The sequence below is a fragment of the Microbispora sp. NPDC004025 genome (assembly GCF_053604425.1).
The window spans coordinates 95,690-112,538 of the sequence record NZ_JBSGHN010000014.1; the positions used below are offsets into that span (position 1 = coordinate 95,690).

The 16,849-nt window shown below is 72.6% G+C and carries 17 protein-coding genes; 4 read left to right on the plus strand and 13 right to left on the minus strand.

Annotation, left to right across the window (positions count from 1 at the left end; all coding sequences use genetic code 11):
* Positions 1–28 precede the first annotated feature (28 nt).
* A complete protein-coding gene (locus ACWEQG_RS29765; protein ID WP_452289755.1) occupies positions 29–595 on the minus strand; it encodes a TetR/AcrR family transcriptional regulator in 567 nt (188 codons plus the stop codon).
* 121 nt (positions 596–716) lie between these two features.
* On the opposite strand from ACWEQG_RS29765, the gene ACWEQG_RS29770 reads away from it, so the two are divergent.
* Positions 717–1,643, plus strand: a complete 927-nt coding sequence (locus ACWEQG_RS29770) for an SDR family oxidoreductase (RefSeq protein WP_452289757.1) — start codon at positions 717–719, stop codon at positions 1,641–1,643.
* 33 nt (positions 1,644–1,676) lie between these two features.
* Here the strand turns inward: ACWEQG_RS29770 and ACWEQG_RS29775 are convergent, their stop codons facing one another.
* The 3 genes from ACWEQG_RS29775 to ACWEQG_RS29785 all read right to left on the minus strand — a co-directional run bounded on the left by ACWEQG_RS29775 (position 1,677) and on the right by ACWEQG_RS29785 (position 3,868).
* Positions 1,677–2,324, minus strand: coding sequence for a 4'-phosphopantetheinyl transferase family protein (locus tag ACWEQG_RS29775; protein ID WP_452289759.1), 648 nt, complete (start codon positions 2,322–2,324; stop codon positions 1,677–1,679).
* 90 nt (positions 2,325–2,414) lie between these two features.
* Positions 2,415–3,389 (minus strand): TerC family protein, encoded by a 975-nt coding sequence (locus tag ACWEQG_RS29780; protein WP_452289761.1) that lies wholly within the window; start codon positions 3,387–3,389, stop codon positions 2,415–2,417.
* 170 nt (positions 3,390–3,559) lie between these two features.
* Positions 3,560–3,868, minus strand: a complete 309-nt coding sequence (locus tag ACWEQG_RS29785; RefSeq protein WP_363468875.1) for a helix-turn-helix transcriptional regulator — start codon at positions 3,866–3,868, stop codon at positions 3,560–3,562.
* A 123-nt stretch (positions 3,869–3,991) separates the two neighbouring features.
* Between ACWEQG_RS29785 and ACWEQG_RS29790 the strand changes: the two genes are divergently transcribed.
* On the plus strand, positions 3,992–5,164 hold the full coding sequence (locus tag ACWEQG_RS29790; protein ID WP_452289763.1) for an aminotransferase class V-fold PLP-dependent enzyme: 1,173 nt from the start codon (positions 3,992–3,994) through the stop codon (positions 5,162–5,164).
* Positions 5,165–5,177: 13 nt separating this feature from the next.
* Here the strand turns inward: ACWEQG_RS29790 and ACWEQG_RS29795 are convergent, their stop codons facing one another.
* Together ACWEQG_RS29795 and ACWEQG_RS29800 are read right to left on the minus strand one after the other, a co-directional pair.
* On the minus strand, positions 5,178–6,140 hold the full coding sequence (locus ACWEQG_RS29795) for a glutathione S-transferase family protein (RefSeq protein WP_452289765.1): 963 nt from the start codon (positions 6,138–6,140) through the stop codon (positions 5,178–5,180).
* 162 nt (positions 6,141–6,302) lie between these two features.
* Positions 6,303–6,779 carry an SPW repeat protein gene (locus ACWEQG_RS29800; protein WP_452289767.1) on the minus strand — a complete coding sequence of 159 codons (477 nt, stop codon included), beginning with the start codon at positions 6,777–6,779 and terminating at the stop codon, positions 6,303–6,305.
* Positions 6,780–6,967: 188 nt separating this feature from the next.
* Here ACWEQG_RS29800 and ACWEQG_RS29805 point away from each other — a divergent pair, with 188 nt between their 5' ends.
* Positions 6,968–7,162, plus strand: a complete 195-nt coding sequence (locus ACWEQG_RS29805) for a CsbD family protein (RefSeq protein WP_142560504.1) — start codon at positions 6,968–6,970, stop codon at positions 7,160–7,162.
* A 330-nt stretch (positions 7,163–7,492) separates the two neighbouring features.
* On the opposite strand, the gene ACWEQG_RS29810 is transcribed toward ACWEQG_RS29805, so the two are convergent.
* The 7 genes from ACWEQG_RS29810 to ACWEQG_RS29840 all read right to left on the minus strand — a co-directional run bounded on the left by ACWEQG_RS29810 (position 7,493) and on the right by ACWEQG_RS29840 (position 15,221).
* Complete coding sequence (locus ACWEQG_RS29810; protein ID WP_346229448.1) at positions 7,493–7,618, minus strand: hypothetical protein; 126 nt, start codon at positions 7,616–7,618, stop codon at positions 7,493–7,495.
* Between the two features lie 208 nt (positions 7,619–7,826).
* The gene (locus ACWEQG_RS29815; protein WP_452289769.1) at positions 7,827–9,218 is read right to left on the minus strand and encodes an alpha/beta hydrolase family protein; all 1,392 of its coding nucleotides are present in this window, start codon (positions 9,216–9,218) and stop codon (positions 7,827–7,829) included.
* A complete protein-coding gene (locus ACWEQG_RS29820) occupies positions 9,215–10,135 on the minus strand; it encodes an alpha/beta hydrolase family protein (protein WP_452289771.1) in 921 nt (306 codons plus the stop codon). Before ACWEQG_RS29820 ends, ACWEQG_RS29815 begins: the two co-directional genes overlap by 4 nt.
* A gap of 404 nt (positions 10,136–10,539) precedes the next feature.
* Entirely contained in the window at positions 10,540–11,745 is a 1,206-nt protein-coding gene (locus tag ACWEQG_RS29825) for a cytochrome P450 (RefSeq protein ID WP_452289773.1), read from the minus strand.
* A gap of 39 nt (positions 11,746–11,784) precedes the next feature.
* Positions 11,785–13,461: a phosphonate ABC transporter, permease protein PhnE gene (phnE, locus tag ACWEQG_RS29830; protein ID WP_452289775.1), complete on the minus strand. Its 1,677-nt coding sequence runs from the start codon at positions 13,459–13,461 to the stop codon at positions 11,785–11,787.
* A complete protein-coding gene (locus ACWEQG_RS29835; protein ID WP_452289777.1) occupies positions 13,454–14,236 on the minus strand; it encodes a phosphonate ABC transporter ATP-binding protein in 783 nt (260 codons plus the stop codon). Before ACWEQG_RS29835 ends, phnE begins: the two co-directional genes overlap by 8 nt.
* Positions 14,229–15,221: a phosphate/phosphite/phosphonate ABC transporter substrate-binding protein gene (locus ACWEQG_RS29840; protein WP_452289779.1), complete on the minus strand. Its 993-nt coding sequence runs from the start codon at positions 15,219–15,221 to the stop codon at positions 14,229–14,231. The genes ACWEQG_RS29835 and ACWEQG_RS29840 overlap by 8 nt, the downstream gene beginning before the upstream one ends.
* Before the next feature lie 217 nt (positions 15,222–15,438).
* Between ACWEQG_RS29840 and ACWEQG_RS29845 the strand changes: the two genes are divergently transcribed.
* Entirely contained in the window at positions 15,439–16,812 is a 1,374-nt protein-coding gene (locus tag ACWEQG_RS29845) for an alpha/beta fold hydrolase (RefSeq protein ID WP_452289781.1), read from the plus strand.
* The last annotated feature ends 37 nt before the right edge of the window (positions 16,813–16,849 follow it).

The window sequence follows — 16,849 nt, forward strand, 5'->3', positions numbered from 1 at the left end:
ACGGCCCCCCGCCGGCGGAGACAGACGGTCATCCGCCCGCGACCACGGTCTTCAGCTCGTCGAACGACTCCCGGATGAGCTCCGACAGGTCCGGCTCGCCGGGGCCGCCGATCCAGCGTTCGAACGCGATCTTGAAGGCGGCGACGCCCGCCTCGGCGGCCAGGCTCGCGGCCGGATCCGCGACGCCGCGCCGCCGGAGCGTGCCGGCGAGGGCCGCGGACCACCATGCGAGCTTGATCAGCTCGCGCTCCCGTAGTTCGGCGTTGGCGGCGATGACGGATTGCCGCCGCAGAACGCGTTCGCGGTCCTCCTGGAACAGGACGCCGACCTCCTCGAAAGCGGCGGTCACCGCCTCGATCGGCGCCGCGGAGTCCGGGGCGCCGGCGACCGCGTTCACGAGGTGCTCCCGGAGCGCCTCCGAGCCGGAGAACAGCACCTCCCGCTTGTCCGCGAAGTGCCGGAAGAACGTGCGCTCGGTCAGTCCCGCCCGCTTGGCGATCTCCGCCACCGTGGTCTGCTCGTAACCGCGCTCGACGTAGAGCTCCAGCGCCGCCTCCGCGAGACGGCCGCGCGCGTTCGGCTCCCATCGACCCATGCCCGGGATCCTACCCGGATGACAGTCACTGACATCGATGCTAGCTTGATGGCAGTCACTGACATAGCCCTCGCCGGGGAGTCTTCCGGGGTCGAGGGCGACCAACCGTTGGGAGTCCGTCATGCGCGTATTCGTCACCGGCGCGTCCGGCTGGATCGGTTCCGCCGTCGTGCCCGAACTGATCGGTGCGGGCCACGAGGTCGTCGGGCTGGCGCGGTCCGACGCCTCGGCCGCCGCCCTCACCGAGGCCGGGGCGCAGGTGTGCCGCGGCACCATCGACGACCTCGACACCCTGAGGAGCGCGGCCGCAGCGTCGGATGGTGTGATCCACCTCGCGTTCAAGCACGACATCGCCTTCAGCGGTGACTTCCGGGGCGCCGCCGAGGCGGATCGCCGCGCCGTCGAGACGCTCGGCGAGGCGCTCGCGGGCTCCGATCGCCCGTTCGTGATCGCCTCCGGGCTCCTCGGGCTCACGCCGGGCCGGGTGGCGACCGAACGGGACGGGCGTGATCCCGGCTCCGGCGCGGGGCACGGCGACGGCCCGGGAGCCCGGCAGGCCACCGCGCTGCGGACGCTCGACCTCGCGGGTCACGGTGTCCGCTCGTCGGTGCTGCGCCTGCCCCCGACGGTGCATGGCGAGGGCGACTACGGCTTCATGGCCGTGCTGGCCGGCATCGCCCGCGACCGGGGCGTCTCCGGTTACGTCGGCGACGGGTCCAACCGCTGGCCCGCGGTGCACCGCCTCGACGCCGCGCACCTGTTCCGCCTCGCGCTGGAGAAGGCCCCGGCGGGATCGGTGCTGCACGCGGTCGCCGACGAGGGCGTGCCGATCCGTGCCGTCGCCGGGGTGATCGGCCGCCACCTCGGCCTGCCGGTGGTCTCGATCGCCCGCGAGGAGGCAGGCGAGCACTTCTCCTGGCTGGGCGGGATGATCGGGACCGATGCCCCGGCGTCGAGCGCGCTGACCCGCGAACTGCTGGGGTGGCGGCCGGTTCAGCCGGGGCTGCTCGACGATCTCGGCAAGGGCCACTACTTCCGCGCCCGGTGATCGGTGACCGGCCGGCGCGCGGGTGCGGGATCGTCAGGGCCGGGGGAGGACGATCGAGGTCGCGAGGCGCCCGTCGCTCACCACCCACCGGCCCGACAGGGCGCGGGTTCCCATGGCCGGGTCGTCGACCAGGAGTCGCGCGCTGAACGAGCCGGAGGCGTCGATGTCCACGACCGCCTCGGAGAAGTCGAGCCACCTGCCGGTGAGCGGGAACCAGACCTTGTAGACCGACTCCTTGGCGCTGAACAGGATCCTGTCCCAGCAGATCTTGCCGTCCGCGCCGTCCAGTGCCCGGAGGGCGTCGATCTCGCCGGGAGAGGCGATCGTGGGAAGGACGTCCGCGGGCAGGGGCGCGTGCGTCTCCGCGTCGATGCCGACGGCGCGCGCCACGCCGGTGGAGGCGACGGCCGCCGCGCGATACCCCGAGCAGTGGGTGATGCTGCCGACCGTCCCGGCCGGCCAGACCGGGGCGCCCCGCTCGCCGCGCGGGATCGGCCCCGGCGTCACGCCGATCCGGGCCAGCGCGAGCCGGGCGCAGTGGCGTCCGGTGACGAACTCACGGCGGCGCCGGTCGACGGCCCGCGCGATGACAGGTCGTTCCTCCGGGAACAGCGTCTCCTCCGGCGCGTCGCCGAATCTCTCGGCCGACGCCACCCACGAGGGCAGGATCTCGCCGATCATGCGGCCGTGCCGGGCATCGCGGACATCCCCTCCACTGTGTGGAGGGTACAGATCCACACGCCGCGGCGGAAGATCGATTGGCAGGCGGAGCTACCGCTGCTGCTCTCCGGCGGTCAGCCGGGTCCCGTCGCGCGCCTCGCGGCGGTTCCTGTACTGGCTCGCGCCCACGGCGATCGCGAGGCAGGCGCAGATGACCACGAGCGACAGCCAGACGGGGATCTTGTACACGTCGGCGAGGAGCATCTTCGCGCCGACGAACACGAGGATGGCCGCCAGGCCGTACCGCAGATACCCGAACCGGTGCATGGCCCCGGCCAGCAGGAAGTACATCGCCCGCAGCCCCAGGATCGCGAACGCGTTGGAGGTGAAGACGAGGAACGGCTCGGAGGTGACGGCGAAGATCGCCGGGATCGAGTCGACGGCGAAGACGATGTCGCTGGTCTCCACCGCGACCAGGACGGCCAGCAGCGGTGTCGCGGCCCACCGTCCACGCCCGTCCTGCAAGTCGCCGTCCCGCCGTACGAGGAACCGCTGGCCCTGGTAGGTGTCGGTGACGGGGATGAACCGGCGCATCAGGCGCAGCATCGGGTTGCGGTCGGGGTGCACCTCGATCGCCGAATGCCTGGCCATCTTCACGCCGGTGTAGAGCAGGAACGCGCCGAAGACGTACAGGATCCAGTGGAAGTGTTCGAGTAGCACGGCGCCCGCGCCGATGAACATCGCGCGGAAGACCAGCGCGCCGAGCACGCCGAGGAACAGCACGCGATGCTGCAGTTCGCGGGGGACCGCGAAGAACGAGAACAGCAGCGCGATCACGAAGACGTTGTCGACGGCCAGGGACTTCTCGATGAGATAGCCGGCCAGATACTCCCCGCCCGCCTCGGGCCCCCACACGAGCCAGACCACGGCCCCGAAGCCGAGCCCGAGCGCGATCCACAGCCCCGACCAGGTCAGCGCCTCACGGGTGCCCACCACGTGGGCCCGGCGATGGGCGAACAGGTCCACGGCGAGCATGGCGAGGATGACCGCCAGAACCGCGGCCCAGATCCACAGGGGCACCGACATCGTCAACCTCCATCACCGCCGCACACGCGGCGGGCTCGGCAGGCCGACGGTCTCCCCGTGCCACCAGCTGCGGTGACCCTCGCGCCGGGACGCCCTAGGACGGCGGCCGTGATGACGACGCTGAGGAAGCCGGGTACTCCCCCTCGAACTATGCTCAAGTATTCACGAAATCAGTTTCGTGCGTCAACCGGCGCCCCGAACAGCTCGAGAAACTCGCCGATGTGCCGGTGCCGCTCGATCGGGTGCCGGAACGGGGCGAGCGGGTTGATCGTGTAGTGGTTGCGGCGCCCCACGCGCTCGCGACGCAGGTAACCGGCCGCCTCCAGGTCGGAGACGATCGTCTGGGCCGCCCGTTCGGTGATGCCGACCGACTCGGCGACGTCCCGCAGCCGCGCGTCGGGATCGCGGGAGAGCGCCAGCAGGACGTGCGCGTGGTTGGTGAGGAACGTCCAGCCGCCCGCGGGGGAGGAGGTGCTCATACCTCATTATGCGATGAGCGATTCACGAAACGAAGGTCGGGACACCCTGCCGAACGCGGCGGACACCACGATCGTGAACGCCGGGCAGAATGAGGGCTTCCGCGGAACTTCAGGGAGGCTCACGTGACCATCGACGTCGGACGGGTGCGGGCGGACACGCCGGGGTGTGAGCACGTCGTCCACTTGAACAACGCCGGCTCGTCGCTGCCGCCGCGCCAGGTCACCGACGCCGTGGTGGACCACCTGCGCCTGGAGGAGCGTATCGGCGGCTACGAGGCGGCCGCCGCCGCCCTCGACCGCTCCGAGCGGGTCTATGACGCGCTGGCCCGGCTCGTCGGCGCGGACCGTGACGAGATCGCCCTCGTCGAGAACGCCACCCGCGCCTGGGACATGGCCTTCTACTCCCTGTCCTGGAAGCCGGGCGACCGCATCCTCACCTCGCGCGCCGAGTACGCCAGCAACGCGATCGCCTTCCTGCAGACCGCCCGCCGGCACGGCGTCCAGGTGGACGTGGTGCCCGACGACGAGACCGGCGCCCTGTCCGTCGGCGCGCTGCGGGACATGCTCGACGAGCGGGTCAAGCTGATCGCGGTCACCCATGTGCCGACCCAGGGCGGTCTGGTCAACCCGGCGGCCGAGATCGGCGCCGTGGCCCGGGAGGCCGGCGTGACGTACCTGCTCGACGCCTGCCAGTCGATCGGGCAGATGCGGGTCGACGTCCGCGAGATCGGCTGCGACCTGTTGTCGGCGACCGGGCGCAAGTTCCTGCGCGGGCCGCGCGGCACCGGCTTCCTGTACTGCTCGCGGCGTGTGCTCGACCGCCTGGAGCCGCCGTTCCTCGACCTGCACGCCGCCACCTGGACCTCCGCGGACTCCTACGAGGTGCGCGGCGACGCCCGGCGGTTCGAGAACTGGGAGGGCTACGTGGCCGGAAAGATCGGCCTCGGCGTGGCGGCCGACTACGCGCTGGGCCTCGGGCTCGACGCCGTCGAGGACCGGGTGACGGGCCTCGCCGAGGCGCTGCGCGGACGGCTGGCCGCCCTCCCCGGAGTGACCGTGCACGACCGCGGCGCACGGCGATGCGGCATCGTCACGTTCACCGTGGACGGGCACGACAGCCGGGACGTGGCCGCCCGGCTGTCGGCCGCGAAGATCAACGTCTCGGTGTCGGCGGCGACCTCCGCCCGATGGGACTTCGAGGCCCGCGGGCTGCCCTCACTGGTGCGGTCCTCGGTGCACTACTACAACACGGAGGACGAGCTGGACCGGCTCTGCTCGGCGCTGCCGTCCGCGTGACGGGGAGTCGCGCCTACAGGCTCCAGTCGATGACCGGTCCCGCGGGCACGATGCGCAGCGGGTTGATCTTCGGGTGGGTGCCGTAGTAGTGCCGCTTGATGTGGTCGAAGTCCGTCGTGCCGCCGAAGGCCGGGTTCGCGTACAGGTCGCGCGCGTAACGCCAGAGGTTGGGGTAGTCGGCGAGGCGGCGCAGGTTCGCCTTGAAGTGGGTCACGTACACCGTGTCGAAGCGGGCCAGCGTGACCCACAGGCGGACGTCCGCCTCGGTGAGCCGGTCGCCGAACAGGTAGCGGTTGCCGCCGAGGCGCTCCTCCAGTTCGTCGAGGGCCGTGAACAGCGTCGTCACCGCCGTCTCGTACGCCCCCTGGCTCTCGGCGAAGCCGCACTTGTACACGCCGTTGTTGACGTCGGCGTACACGCGCTCGTTGAGCGCGTCGATGTCGTCCCGCAGGTCCTCCGGGTAGAGGTCGATCCCCGGCCCGGCCCACCGCGCGAACGCCCGGCCGAGGTCGAGGCTGATGTCGGGGAAGTTGTTGCTGACGATCCGGCGGGTGCGGCGGTCCCACAGCACGGGCACCGACACGTGCCCGTCGTAGCCGGGCTCGGTCGCCTCGTACGCCTCGCGCAGCAGGGTGAAGCCGTTGAGCTCGTCGGGGCCGTGGCCGGGGCCCTCGCGGAACGCCCACCCGCGGCCGTCGCGTACGGGGTCGACGACGGACATCGACACGACGTCCTCGAGGCCGAGCAGCGCCCGCACGATGACCGAGCGGTGGGCCCACGGGCAGGCCAGCGACACGTACAGGTGGTAACGCCCGGGCTCGGCGGCGTATCCGCTGCTCCCGTCGGCCGTCACGCGGTCGCGGAAGCGGTACAGGGGCCGCTCGAAGGACCCGTCCGGCCGGGTGGCCGCCTTCACCGTGTAGTCGCCGTAGGCCGCGAAGTCCACCGGACTCGCGACGGGGGCCGTTGTCGTCACGCCGCCACCGTCCTCTCGTCTTCCTGCACGACGAGACTAACGGGAGCCGGTGACAGTCACATGACGACGGCTACGGCATCCCGGGGGCGGCGGTGCCGCGCCCGCGTGGTGTGCCGGCGCGGGGCGAGGCGGTGCGCCGCCCGCCGTTCGGCCGGGGATCGGTCAGTGGGCCGGTCCCATGTGCGGCGTCCCGGTGCGGAAGCCGCCGGGCTGCCCGCCGCGCTGCATCATGGCGAACCGCATCGTCGCCAGGCCGAGAAGCAGGATGAGCGCGCCGACGACCACGTTGCTGATGATCGTCGCAGTGGTCGCCATGCCTCCCCGGATCACCCAGGGGGCGATGATGGTCCAGATACCGAGCAGCGGGGCGACCCAGGAGAGTCCGTAGGTGCGCCCGAACGCCGAGCTGTACGCCATCGCCAGGAGCGCCACGGCGAGACCCGTGACCAGGTTGTTCACCGCGAGCGGAGTCCGCGTGCCGCTGAATCCGAGGATCCACGGCGAGAGCGCTAGATACAGGCCGCTCAGGAGCGTGAGACCGTCGGCGAGCTGCGCCGCGGGATTCGCCGCGGCGGCCTCGTAGCGGGCGCGCATCTGCATGATGTCGGGATGCGTCCCGATGTCGGCACCGTGTGTCATACGTCACACCACCCTTCAGAGGTGTGTGCTTTAGTCCTTATTCCTAGCGTACGCCCGATTCGTCACTTCTTCCCGTTTCGGAGGGATTGTGTTTGCGGAAGCGGGTGCGACGTGCCAGGTCGCGTTTAGCCACTTCACCAGGGGAAAGAGGGAGTTCGTCAGCTTCTGGAACCGAGAGGAGCGTCCGGATGAGCACCGAGGACAAGTTCCGCAACAAGTCGGAAGAGGTCGCCGGCAAGGCCAAGGAGGGGCTCGGCAGGGTCACCGACGACGAGAGCCTGGAGGCCGAGGGTCGCGCCGATCAGTCCAAGAGCCACATGAAGCAGGCCGGCGAGAAGGTGAAGGACGCCGCCGGCAAGGTGAAGGACGCCTTCAAGGACTGACCCCGGGGAGACGATCCCGCGGAAGGTGACAGGCCACGCCGCCCGGGTGAACGGGCGGTGGCCGTCGCCGGGGGACGAGGGAGCCGCCGAGCCGGGCGTGATCGCCCGGCGCTCCCGTCCCCGTCAGGGTGGGGGAGCGGCCGGTCCCGAGCGGGGCCGGCTTTCGCGTTCACCGGCCCGGACCGGGCGCTTCCTGCGGCCCGGAGCGGTGCGGGGACCGCTCCCGATCGCAGGGCCGGGCAGAACCGCCGATCCGGAGGATCGGCGCCGGCGCGAGCCCTGCGGTGCCGGGCCGGCGGCGCCGGCCCGCGATGAGCGACGTCCCGCCGGTCAGGCCGCGTGCGGCAGCGTGACGCGGAAGGTCGACGTCACAAGAGCCTGGAAGAGACGCACGAGCAGCGCTTCCAGGACCATGATGGCCGCCCGGGAGAGTACGGCGGCGAGGAACTCAGTCACTTGACACCTCAGTAGGACAAATCGGCTTCTAGGGAAGAATGACGCATAAACCTCCCAGAACGGCGTAGTTAAGGTTACCGTTCGGTGAACGATCGGTGACCGTTGCGGGTACATGCCCTGATCATGCGTCCCTGCCGTGTCCTCTGCCGGTGTCCCCGGGCGGCGGCCCGGCCGCTGCCCGGTACGGCCGGGCAGCGGCTCGTGCGGCTCAGCCGGGATAGGGACGGTTGAACCGGGGCGGGGTGAACGGGACGTACCGAGGAGCGGGGTCGGCCGCGAGCGCCGCCGCGCGGGCGTTCATCGCCGGGGCGGACGTCGCGGGCCAGTGACCGCTCCGCAGTCGGTCGAACATCGTGTCGAGCGCCGCTTCCTGCTCCGCCGGGGAGAAGTCGCAGTGGCCGACGGTCTCCGTGTAGGTCTGGCGCAGCAGGGAGTTCGCTCCCGCCCGGCGCACATTCTCCTCGTACGACTGCTGCTGGGCGACGGTGGAGATCTGGTCACCGGTGCCGGACAGGGTCAGCACGGGGATCCGCAGGTCACCCTTGAGGACGATCCCGCGCGAGAAGCGCTTGACGGCGTCCGGGTCCGCCGCGATGCGGGGCGCGGCGGCCAGCGTCTTCAGATCGGCCGCGAGGTCCAGACCCGCCGCCCTGTAGAGGTCGCGGACGGCGCGCCGGAGGGCGGGCTCGGCCAGGCTCAACTGCTTCTCGTAGTCGACGCCGGTGTTCCAGGACGGGTTGCCGCCGACCACGTCCATGATCTGGCGCCGGCTGCTCATGGCCTGCCCGATGTAGGGCAGGGGCCCACCGGCGAGCGCGAGGTAGGCGCCCTGCTGCAGCGCGGCGGCGTCCCCGCTGTCCGGAGGCGGCGGCACGGACCCGTCCGGGTTGCGGCCCCAGGCCGGCAACTGGCCGATCGCGGCGGCCAGTGCGATCCGGGCCCGTCCCTCCGGGGTCCGCTGCGCCGCGGCCAGGGCGTCGATCCACGCCTTCCGGGCCGATTCGATGTCGGCGGGGATGTCGACGACCGGCAGTCCCGGTGCGACCAGGCGCTCGAGCACGAAGACCGTGTCGAGCTTCTGGTTCCACTGGCCGACCGACCCGCCGAGGCCGCCGCACATCGGCACGGCGGCGTCGAAGACGCCGGGATGGACCTGGGCGACGCCGGCGGCGACGAAGCCGCCCATCGAGGTCCCGGAGGCGACCGCCTTACGGGCCGGGCCGTAGGCCTGCTCGAAACGGGCCAGCGCCTCGGCCTGGTTGTCGATGGCGGACCTGATGTTCCAGCCGGTGATCGCCCGGCTCGTCCCGCCGCGGGCCACGCCGTCGGCCAGCAACCGCGCGGTCAAGGGCTCGCTCCGGCCCGGACCGGCGAAGTCGAGGGCGACCACCACGGTGCCGTTCCACTTGGCCGGGACGACGAACTCGTACGGCGTGCCGTCCGCGAGGGTGCCGCTGATGCAGGTCGGGCGGGCGGGGGAGTCCGGCAGGCACGGGGTGCCGCCGGGAGGCCCGGCGGGGGCAGCGGCGGCGGCGGTCGCGCCCCCGGCGACTGCGGCCAGCGCGGCGGCCAGGCACGCGGTCACTTTACGGTGCGTCACAGCGACAGTCCCTTCGACTCGACCGTCCAGCCGTTCTCGCCGCACAGCCCGCAGTCGGGGCCGACGAAGCGCGCCCCGGCGGTCCGATCGCCGCGCAGCACGTAGTCGAACCAGTCCGCGGCCACCTGCCAGCCCTTGGTGGCCTCGAGGCCCGCGATCAGACCGACGTGGCCGGCGGCCTTGTCGCCGACCAGGGCGGCGGGGACGTCGAGCAGGGCGTAGTTGTCGATGCTGTTCTGGTAGGCGACGTCGTCGGGACCGCCGTTCACCAGCAGCGTCGGAGTGTGCAGGCCGGCGAGACGGTCGCGCCCGTAGCCGCCGAAGGCCGGCTCCGCGAAGTATCCGGTGTTGAATCCGGCGACCGCGTCGACGATGGGGTCGGTCCCGGCGGCGAGGGCCTCGACGCCGCCGCAGCTGTGGCCGAGCACGCCGACCCGTGTTGTGTCCGCCCGCCCCTCGAACTGCTTGCGGGCCTGCTTCGACTCGGTGGCCCAGTGGGCGGCAGCGAGGAGCGCCTCGGGGTGCGCGATCGTGTTCTCGGGGGTGTTGGGGACGGGGAACTCGTCCAGCCCGCCGTTGGCCACGACGATGTATCCCTGCGAGGCCAGGCCGGTCAGGAACGTGATCCCTTCCAGGTTGCTCGTCGCGCAGGCGCCGTTGCCGTAGACGATGACGGGCAGGCTGTCCCTCCGCAGCGACTTGAGATCGGCCGGGCGGTAGACGGTGTGTCCCGGCAACCCGTCGGCGGCCTCGCGGACCGTGGGCAGGATGGTGGGCGCGGGGGCGCCGGCCGCGGGCGGCTTCGGCGGTGGCGGCTTCTGGACGGACGACGCCGCGGCGGCGCCGGAGCCGGCGAGGACGACCGCCCCCACGGTCGCCGCCAGCAGGGTCCGCGCGGTCATGGAGCGGGCAGGCACGTTGCGTTTCCTCCACGGTTGATGGACGGGCAGGGGTGTCGGCTCGGGGCCCGACGAGGTCCGCGAATGGCCGGCGGGGCGCCTGGCAGCTGTCGCGAGGCATATAGCAGTCGCCAACGCAGACGATCGTTCAGTGTTATGTCATCGATGTCAATCCCTTGATTGCTGCGGCGGTCCTGCGGCGGAGCGACCGGGGCGCGCTCCGGGTGCGGTGCGGGTGTGGTGCGGCACGCCCGTGCCTGCCGCACGGATGACCGTGCTCGCACAGGTAGAGCCGTACGCCGGCAGCCGTGGTCGTTCTCCGAGTCGCTTGCCGCAGTGGAGTGGCATGCCCGGTCCACGGGCTGACGGGCGACGTCCCTATGACGCTCGTGTCGGCAAACGTCATCCGGTCCGCACCGGGGTCAGCGGCGGGGGACGAGGCGCAGCGGCGCCGACCTGGGGCCGAACTCCAGCCAGTTGAACATCTCGACCTCGCCGTCCGGTTCGACGCGGGTGGTGGCGGCGAGCAGTTCGCCCAGCGCGGCCGTCATCTCCAGCCGGGCCATCGCCGCGCCGGGACAGCGGTGCGCGCCCCGGCCGAACGCGAGGTGCCGATTGGGCCGCCGCTCCAGATCGAGCCGGTCCGCGTCGTCGAACACCGCCTCGTCCCGGTTCGCCGAGGGGAAGATCATCGTGATCGCCTCACCGGCGCGCACGGTGCGGCCGCCCAGCTCCACGTCCCGGGTGGCGGTGCGGGCGAACACCCGGTAGGGGGCGTACAGCCGCAGCAGCTCCTCGATCGCCGCGGGCAGCAGCCCGGGGTCGGCGCGCAGCCGGTCCTGGAGGCCGGGGTCGCGGGACAGGTGGACGGCGGCGCTGCCCAGCACGGCGTGCGGCGCACCGATGCCGGCCACGATGGTCTGCCGCACCGTGGCCACGACCAGGTCGTACGGGATCGGCCGCACCGGGTCGGCGGACGCCCGCAGCAGGCTGGCCACCAGGTCCTCGTCCGGGTCGCGGGGATCGGCCCGGCGGTCCTCGACGATGGCCCGGGCGATCGCGTAGAGCTCCTCGCCGGCCGCCATGACCCCGGCCCGGTCCATCTCCTGGATCGCGAAGCTGTACTCGACGCCGATCCTGCGGATCTCCAGCACCTGGTCGACCGGCAGGCCGAGGAAGAGCGCGAAGCACTGCGCGGCGTACGGCAGCGCGAACTCCTGGGAGTAGTCGCCGCCGCCGCGGGCCAGCAGCGGCCCCAGCAGCTCGCGTGCCGCCTCCGCGAAGGCCGGTTCGAGGCGCCGGACCACGCCGCGGCGCAGCACCCGGTCCATCGGAGCGCGGTAGATCGCATGCTCGGGCGGGTCGAAGTGCAGCGGCGGCCGCCGCTGGGCGCGCGGCACGTGCGGGACGACGTTCTGCACCGCGGTGCTGAACGTCTCGCTGTCCCGGGCCACCCGCACCACGTCCGAGTAGCGGGTGGCGGCCCAGAAGCCGCCGAAGGCGTCGCTCCACGGCACCGGGCAGCGTCGCCGCAGGCCGGCGTAGACCTCGTGGGAGCTGTCGAAGGTCTCCGGCGCGGTGGGGTCCCAGTCGGAGGCGCGCCCGGGGCCGTCGGCGGCGGTGGTCATGGTGGAATCCCTTTCCCTTCCCGTCATGGGCCCGTCCGCTCACAGCAGGTGCCTGCGCGCGACCCGGGCGAGCGTCTCGATGGCGTACACGACGACGGCGATCGCGATGACGATCGCGGCGGTGGTGTCGTAGCGCAGCGTGGCGATCGACTCCTGCATCAGGTAGCCGACGCCGCCCGCGCCGGCGATGCCGAGCACGACCGACTCCCGCAGCGCCAGGTCGGCCACGAACAGGCCGTTGCCGGTGAACGACGGCACGAACTGCGGCCAGATCCCGGCGGCGAACGCCTGCCATCGGCGGGCGCCGACCGATGTCAGCGCCTCGTGGGGCAGCGGGTCGAGCTGCTCCAGGGAGTCGGCGAAGAACTTGGCCGCCAGCGCCGTGGAGGAGATCCACAGCGCCAGGAAACCGGCGAACGGGCCGAGCCCCAGCGCGGCCACGAACAGCAGGGCGTACACGAGGTCGGGGATGCCCCGGACCACCACCAGCAGCACCCGGACCACCGCGGACAGCGGCCGCCAGGGGGTGGTGTTGACGGCGGTGAGCAGGGCCAGCACGAGCCCGCAGGCGGCGCCCGCCGAGGCGGCGCCCAGTGCCATGAGCAGACTTTCCAGCACCGCCATGAGCAGGTCGCCGGAGAACGCGGGCGGCCACATGCCGGTGAGCACGCTGCGCAGGTTCGGCCAGGCGCCGGACAGCCGGCCCGGGTCGGGGTCCAGGGACCACAGCGACACCAGGAAGACCACCCCGGCGGCCGCCGCGCCGGTCACCCGCAGCACCCGGCCGCGGTCCCAGCCGACGTCGTGCGGGGCGCGTCCGGCGGGCAGCGCGGCCGTGCCCGTCGTGTCCCCGGCGGACCGGCCGGCCCTGCTGCGGTGGACCGCGTGGTGGACCGTCCGGCGGCGGACCGCCACCGACAGCAGCTCCAGCAGCAGCACCAGGACGACGATGACGCAGATGATCCCCGCCGCCCGGTGGTAGTTGAGGCTGCCCAGCGCGGTCTGCAGCGCGACACCGATGCCACCGGCCCCGACGACGCCGAGCACGGCCGACGCCCGGATGTTGATGTCGAGGCGGTGGAGCACGATGCCGGCCAGCGCCGGGAACACGCGGGGCAGCACGGTGGAGACGGCCACCTGCACCTCACCGGCCCCGCACGCGCGCGCCGCCTCGGCCGGGACGGGGTCGGCCTCCTCGACGGCGTCGGCCAGCAGCTTGGCGATCATGCCCACCGAGTGCACGGCGACGGCGAGCGCGCCGGCCAGCGGGCCCAGGCCGAAGATCCGCACGAACAGGATCGCGAAGGCCAGCGTCGGCACGGCCCGGGTCAGCACGACGACCACCCGGGCGGCCGGCCGCAGCCAGCGGGGCCCGCGATGGGTGCGCGCGGCGATGAAGGCCAGCGGCACCGATGCCAGCACTGCCAGGCCGGTGCCCGCGACCGCGATGAGCAGCGTCTCGGCGATCAACGAGGCGACGTCGCCGGCGCCGGGCAGGTCCGGTGGCCACATCCGGCGCAGCAGCCGCATGGTGTCGTCCAGCCCGGCGGCGAGCGAGGCGGGGGACAGGCCGATCCACCAGAACGTCAGCCAGGTGACGGCCACGGCCGCGATGAGCAGCCCCGCCGCGACGAGGGCGCGGGCGCTCCTCGGGGGCCGCAGCGGACCCGGGTCCGGCGCGGCCGGGGCCCGCGTGGCGGGGGTGGTGCTAACCATCGCGGGCCCCCGCCGTGTCGTAGATCTCCCGCAGCCGCTCGGCGGTGAGGCCGGCGGCCGGCTCGTCCAGCACCAGCCGGCCGCCGCGCAGCGCCACGACCCGGTCGGCGGTGGCGAGCGCGAGCTCCATCTGATGCAGGCTGCACACCACGGAGATGCCGTCCTCGGCGCTGATCCGTTTGAGGATCTCGAGCACAAGCACGCTCGCCGCCGGGTCGAGCGAGGCGACCGGCTCGTCGGCGAGGATCAGCTCGGGGCTCTGCAGCAGGGTCCGGGCCACCGCGACCCGCTGCTGCTGCCCGCCCGAGAGCGTGTCGCAGCGCTGGAACCGCCGGTCCGCGAGCCCGACCCGGTCCAGTTGCTCCACCGCGCGGATCCGCAGCGCGCGCGGGTAACTCATCACCCCGTATCTGGGCAGCCGGAGGGTGGCCAGCGACCCCATCAGCACGTTCTCCAGCGCGGACAGCCGCCCGACGAGGCCGAACTGCTGGAAGACGAACCCGACCCTGGCGCGCAGGGCGCGCAACCGGCCCCGGGAGCAGGCGGCCGGATTCTCGCCGAGGGTGCGCACGGTGCCGCTGTCCGGCAGGTGCATGCCGTTGACCAGCCGCAGCAGCGTGGACTTGCCGGCCCCGGAAGGGCCGACCAGGGCGACGAACTGCCCCTGCGGGACGTCCAGTGAGACACCGTCGAGCACGGTGGTGCCGTGGAAGCCCTTGCCGACCTCCGACAGCCGCAGCACGGGGTCGCCGATCACGGCGGGTTTCTCAGCCACCGGACGTGCAGACCTCGGCCTTGGTGATCTCGCAGATGCGCGCGATCGGCTGGTAGGTGGCGTCGGTGGCCTTGACGAACGTCCAGGCGGTGGAGGTGCCGAGGGTGCAGGCCGAGGCGTCGGCGTACTGGCCCCAGTTCTTCGGACCCTTGATCTCGTTGCCCTTGCACAGCCCGGCGGAGGCGGCGCCGGTGGCGGTCAGGCCGGTCACCGTCTTGGAGATCTTGTCGCGGACGTCCTGCGGAAGCCAGGAGCCGACCACGACCGGCGGCCCGGGGATGAGCGGCGAGGTCCACACCTTGGTGACCTGCCCCGGCTTGAGCTGGCCGCGGGCGGGCAGCAGCTGGTCGATGAACACGTCGCCGACGAAGGCGATGTCGCAGTCGCCGGCCAGCAGCGAGGCGACCGCCGTGTCGTGTCCGTGGGTGAACACCGTCTTGACGTCCTTGTCCACGTCGACGCCGGCTTCCCGCAGCGAGGCGAGGGGCTGCAGATAGCCCGTGGTGGAACCGGGATCGGTGAAGCAGACGTCCTTGCCGGCGACGTCCTTGAGCGAGGTGATGCTCTTGTCGTCGCCGCGGGTCACCCCGTAGGCGTAGGCGCCCGGCTCGCCGCCCGGAGCGGCCAGCGGGACGGCCACGGGCTCGACGTCGGCGCGGCTGCGGGCCAGGTAGTAGCTGAAAGCCCCGTAGACGGCGACGTCCACCCGCTTGGCGACCTGCGCCTCGACGACGGCGGCGTTGCTGGTGACGGCCTGGAACCGCACCGGGACGCCGAGGTCCTTCTGCAGCGCGGAGACGATCGGGGCGAACGACGCCTCGAGGTTGTCGCTCTGCTCCGACGGAATGGCGGCGAAGACCAGCTCATCGGGCCGGCCGTCGTCGGCGGACGCGCCGCGGGTACTGCCGGGGCCGGCACCACAGGCGGACAGGAGTGCGATCGCGGCACCCGCCGCGACGACGCCCAGCGCTGGGTTTCGGGACATCGAGGCTCCTCACATGCAGGTGGTCGGGCCAAAGTAAGCACGCCCCAGAGCATTGTCAACACTTCTGTGACGACCGTAGGATTTCTGCCGAGCATAATTGGCGGCGATAAATGTACGAGCGTCCACCGAACTGTTGCGTATCTCGCGGCGCAGCAGCTGCCCACCCATGGAGGCGGACATCAATCCCCGTTCAGTGATCAATCGGGCGAGCCGGGCCGTGACGGTGCTCACGGCCGCGGCTCTCGCGCTCACCCTCGCACCGGCCGGACTGCCACACGCCTCGGCGGCGTCCGGCCAGTCCGGTCCCATCAGCGTCACGGGTGTCCACCCGAGCGGCGCCACGTACGCGATCGAGGTCCCGCGCGGCTGGAACGGCACCGTGCTGACGTTCAGCCCGGGCTACGGCCAGGGCGCCGGCCCGCAGCATCTGCCGGCCGACCTCGGCGGCGACGCCGCCGCGCGAAGCTGGCTGCTGGCCCACGGGTACGCGCTGGCCGGCACCCGGCCCTACGGGAGCGGCTGGGCCGTCGAGGAGACCCTGCGGGCCTCCGCCGACACGCTCGCCGAGTTCGCCGAGGTCGCCGGGAAGCCCAGGACCACCCTGGCCTGGGGCGGTTCGATGGGCGGCGCCATCGCGGCCGGCCTGGCCGAACGCCGGCCCGACCTGATCGACGGCGCGCTGCCGTACTGCGCCTCGGTCGCCGGGCCGGTGGCGATGCTCAACCAGTCGCTCGACGCGGCCTTCGCGTTCAAGACGCTGCTCGCCCCCGATGACGACGCGGTGAAGCTCGTCCGGCTGGCCTCGGCCGATGAGGAGACGCGGAGCACGACGGCCGCCCGCGCCGTCCTGGACGCCGCCCAGCAGACGCCGGCCGGCCGGGCCCGCATCGCGCTGGCCGCGTCCTTCGCCCAGGTCTCCACCTGGTCGGTGCCCGGCACCGCCGAGCCCGCCGCGCGCGACTGGGCGGGGCAGCAGGCCCAGGAGTACGCGGCGTTCATGGCGACCGTCTTCTCTCCCCGCTATCCGCTGGAACAGCGGGCGGGCGGGAACTTCTCCTGGAACACGGGCGTGGACTACCGCCGGCAACTGCGGGAGTCCGGGCGGATGAAGCAGGTGCGCGCCCTCTACGACAGCGCGGGGATGGACCTCGACGCCGACCTCGACGCCCTGGCGGCGGCACCGCGCGTCTCCGCCGACCCCGGCGCCGTCGCCTACATGGAGGACTACTTCACCCCGCGCGGCTCGCTCGCCGTCCCCGTCCTGACGATGCACGAGCGCGGCGACAACTACCCCACCGTCACCCAGGCCCGCGCCTACTCCGACGTGGTGCGGCGCGCCGGGAGCGGCGCGATGCTGCGCCAGGCGTTCGTGGACCGGCCCGGCCACTGCCGCTACACCGGAGCCGAGTTCGTCGCCGCGGTGCAGACGCTCAGGAACCGGGTCACCACCGGCCGCTGGACGGACGTCGAGGCTCACCAGCTCGACAAGCTGGCCGCACGCCTGGCCGCCGAGGCCCCGGAGCTGGGCGCCGCGGAGTTCGTCCACTACACCCCGGGCCGCTTCCTGCGTCCCCACGTCCCCCCGCGGTGATGAGCGAGAAGACGGCTCGCGGACCGTCGTCCCGGCG

What these genes read in the sequence shown, in the direction of transcription:
- ACWEQG_RS29765 (WP_452289755.1), bottom strand. Translation starts at nt 595, where the DNA reads ATGGGTCGATGGGAGCCGAACGCGCGCGGCCGTCTCGCGGAGGCGGCG.
- ACWEQG_RS29770 (WP_452289757.1), top strand. Translation starts at nt 717, where the DNA reads ATGCGCGTATTCGTCACCGGCGCGTCCGGCTGGATCGGTTCCGCCGTC.
- ACWEQG_RS29775 (WP_452289759.1), bottom strand. Translation starts at nt 2,324, where the DNA reads ATGATCGGCGAGATCCTGCCCTCGTGGGTGGCGTCGGCCGAGAGATTC.
- ACWEQG_RS29780 (WP_452289761.1), bottom strand. Translation starts at nt 3,389, where the DNA reads ATGTCGGTGCCCCTGTGGATCTGGGCCGCGGTTCTGGCGGTCATCCTC.
- ACWEQG_RS29785 (WP_363468875.1), bottom strand. Translation starts at nt 3,868, where the DNA reads ATGAGCACCTCCTCCCCCGCGGGCGGCTGGACGTTCCTCACCAACCAC.
- ACWEQG_RS29800 (WP_452289767.1), bottom strand. Translation starts at nt 6,779, where the DNA reads ATGACACACGGTGCCGACATCGGGACGCATCCCGACATCATGCAGATG.
- ACWEQG_RS29805 (WP_142560504.1), top strand. Translation starts at nt 6,968, where the DNA reads ATGAGCACCGAGGACAAGTTCCGCAACAAGTCGGAAGAGGTCGCCGGC.
- ACWEQG_RS29825 (WP_452289773.1), bottom strand. Translation starts at nt 11,745, where the DNA reads ATGACCACCGCCGCCGACGGCCCCGGGCGCGCCTCCGACTGGGACCCC.
- phnE (WP_452289775.1), bottom strand. Translation starts at nt 13,461, where the DNA reads ATGGTTAGCACCACCCCCGCCACGCGGGCCCCGGCCGCGCCGGACCCG.
- ACWEQG_RS29840 (WP_452289779.1), bottom strand. Translation starts at nt 15,221, where the DNA reads ATGTCCCGAAACCCAGCGCTGGGCGTCGTCGCGGCGGGTGCCGCGATC.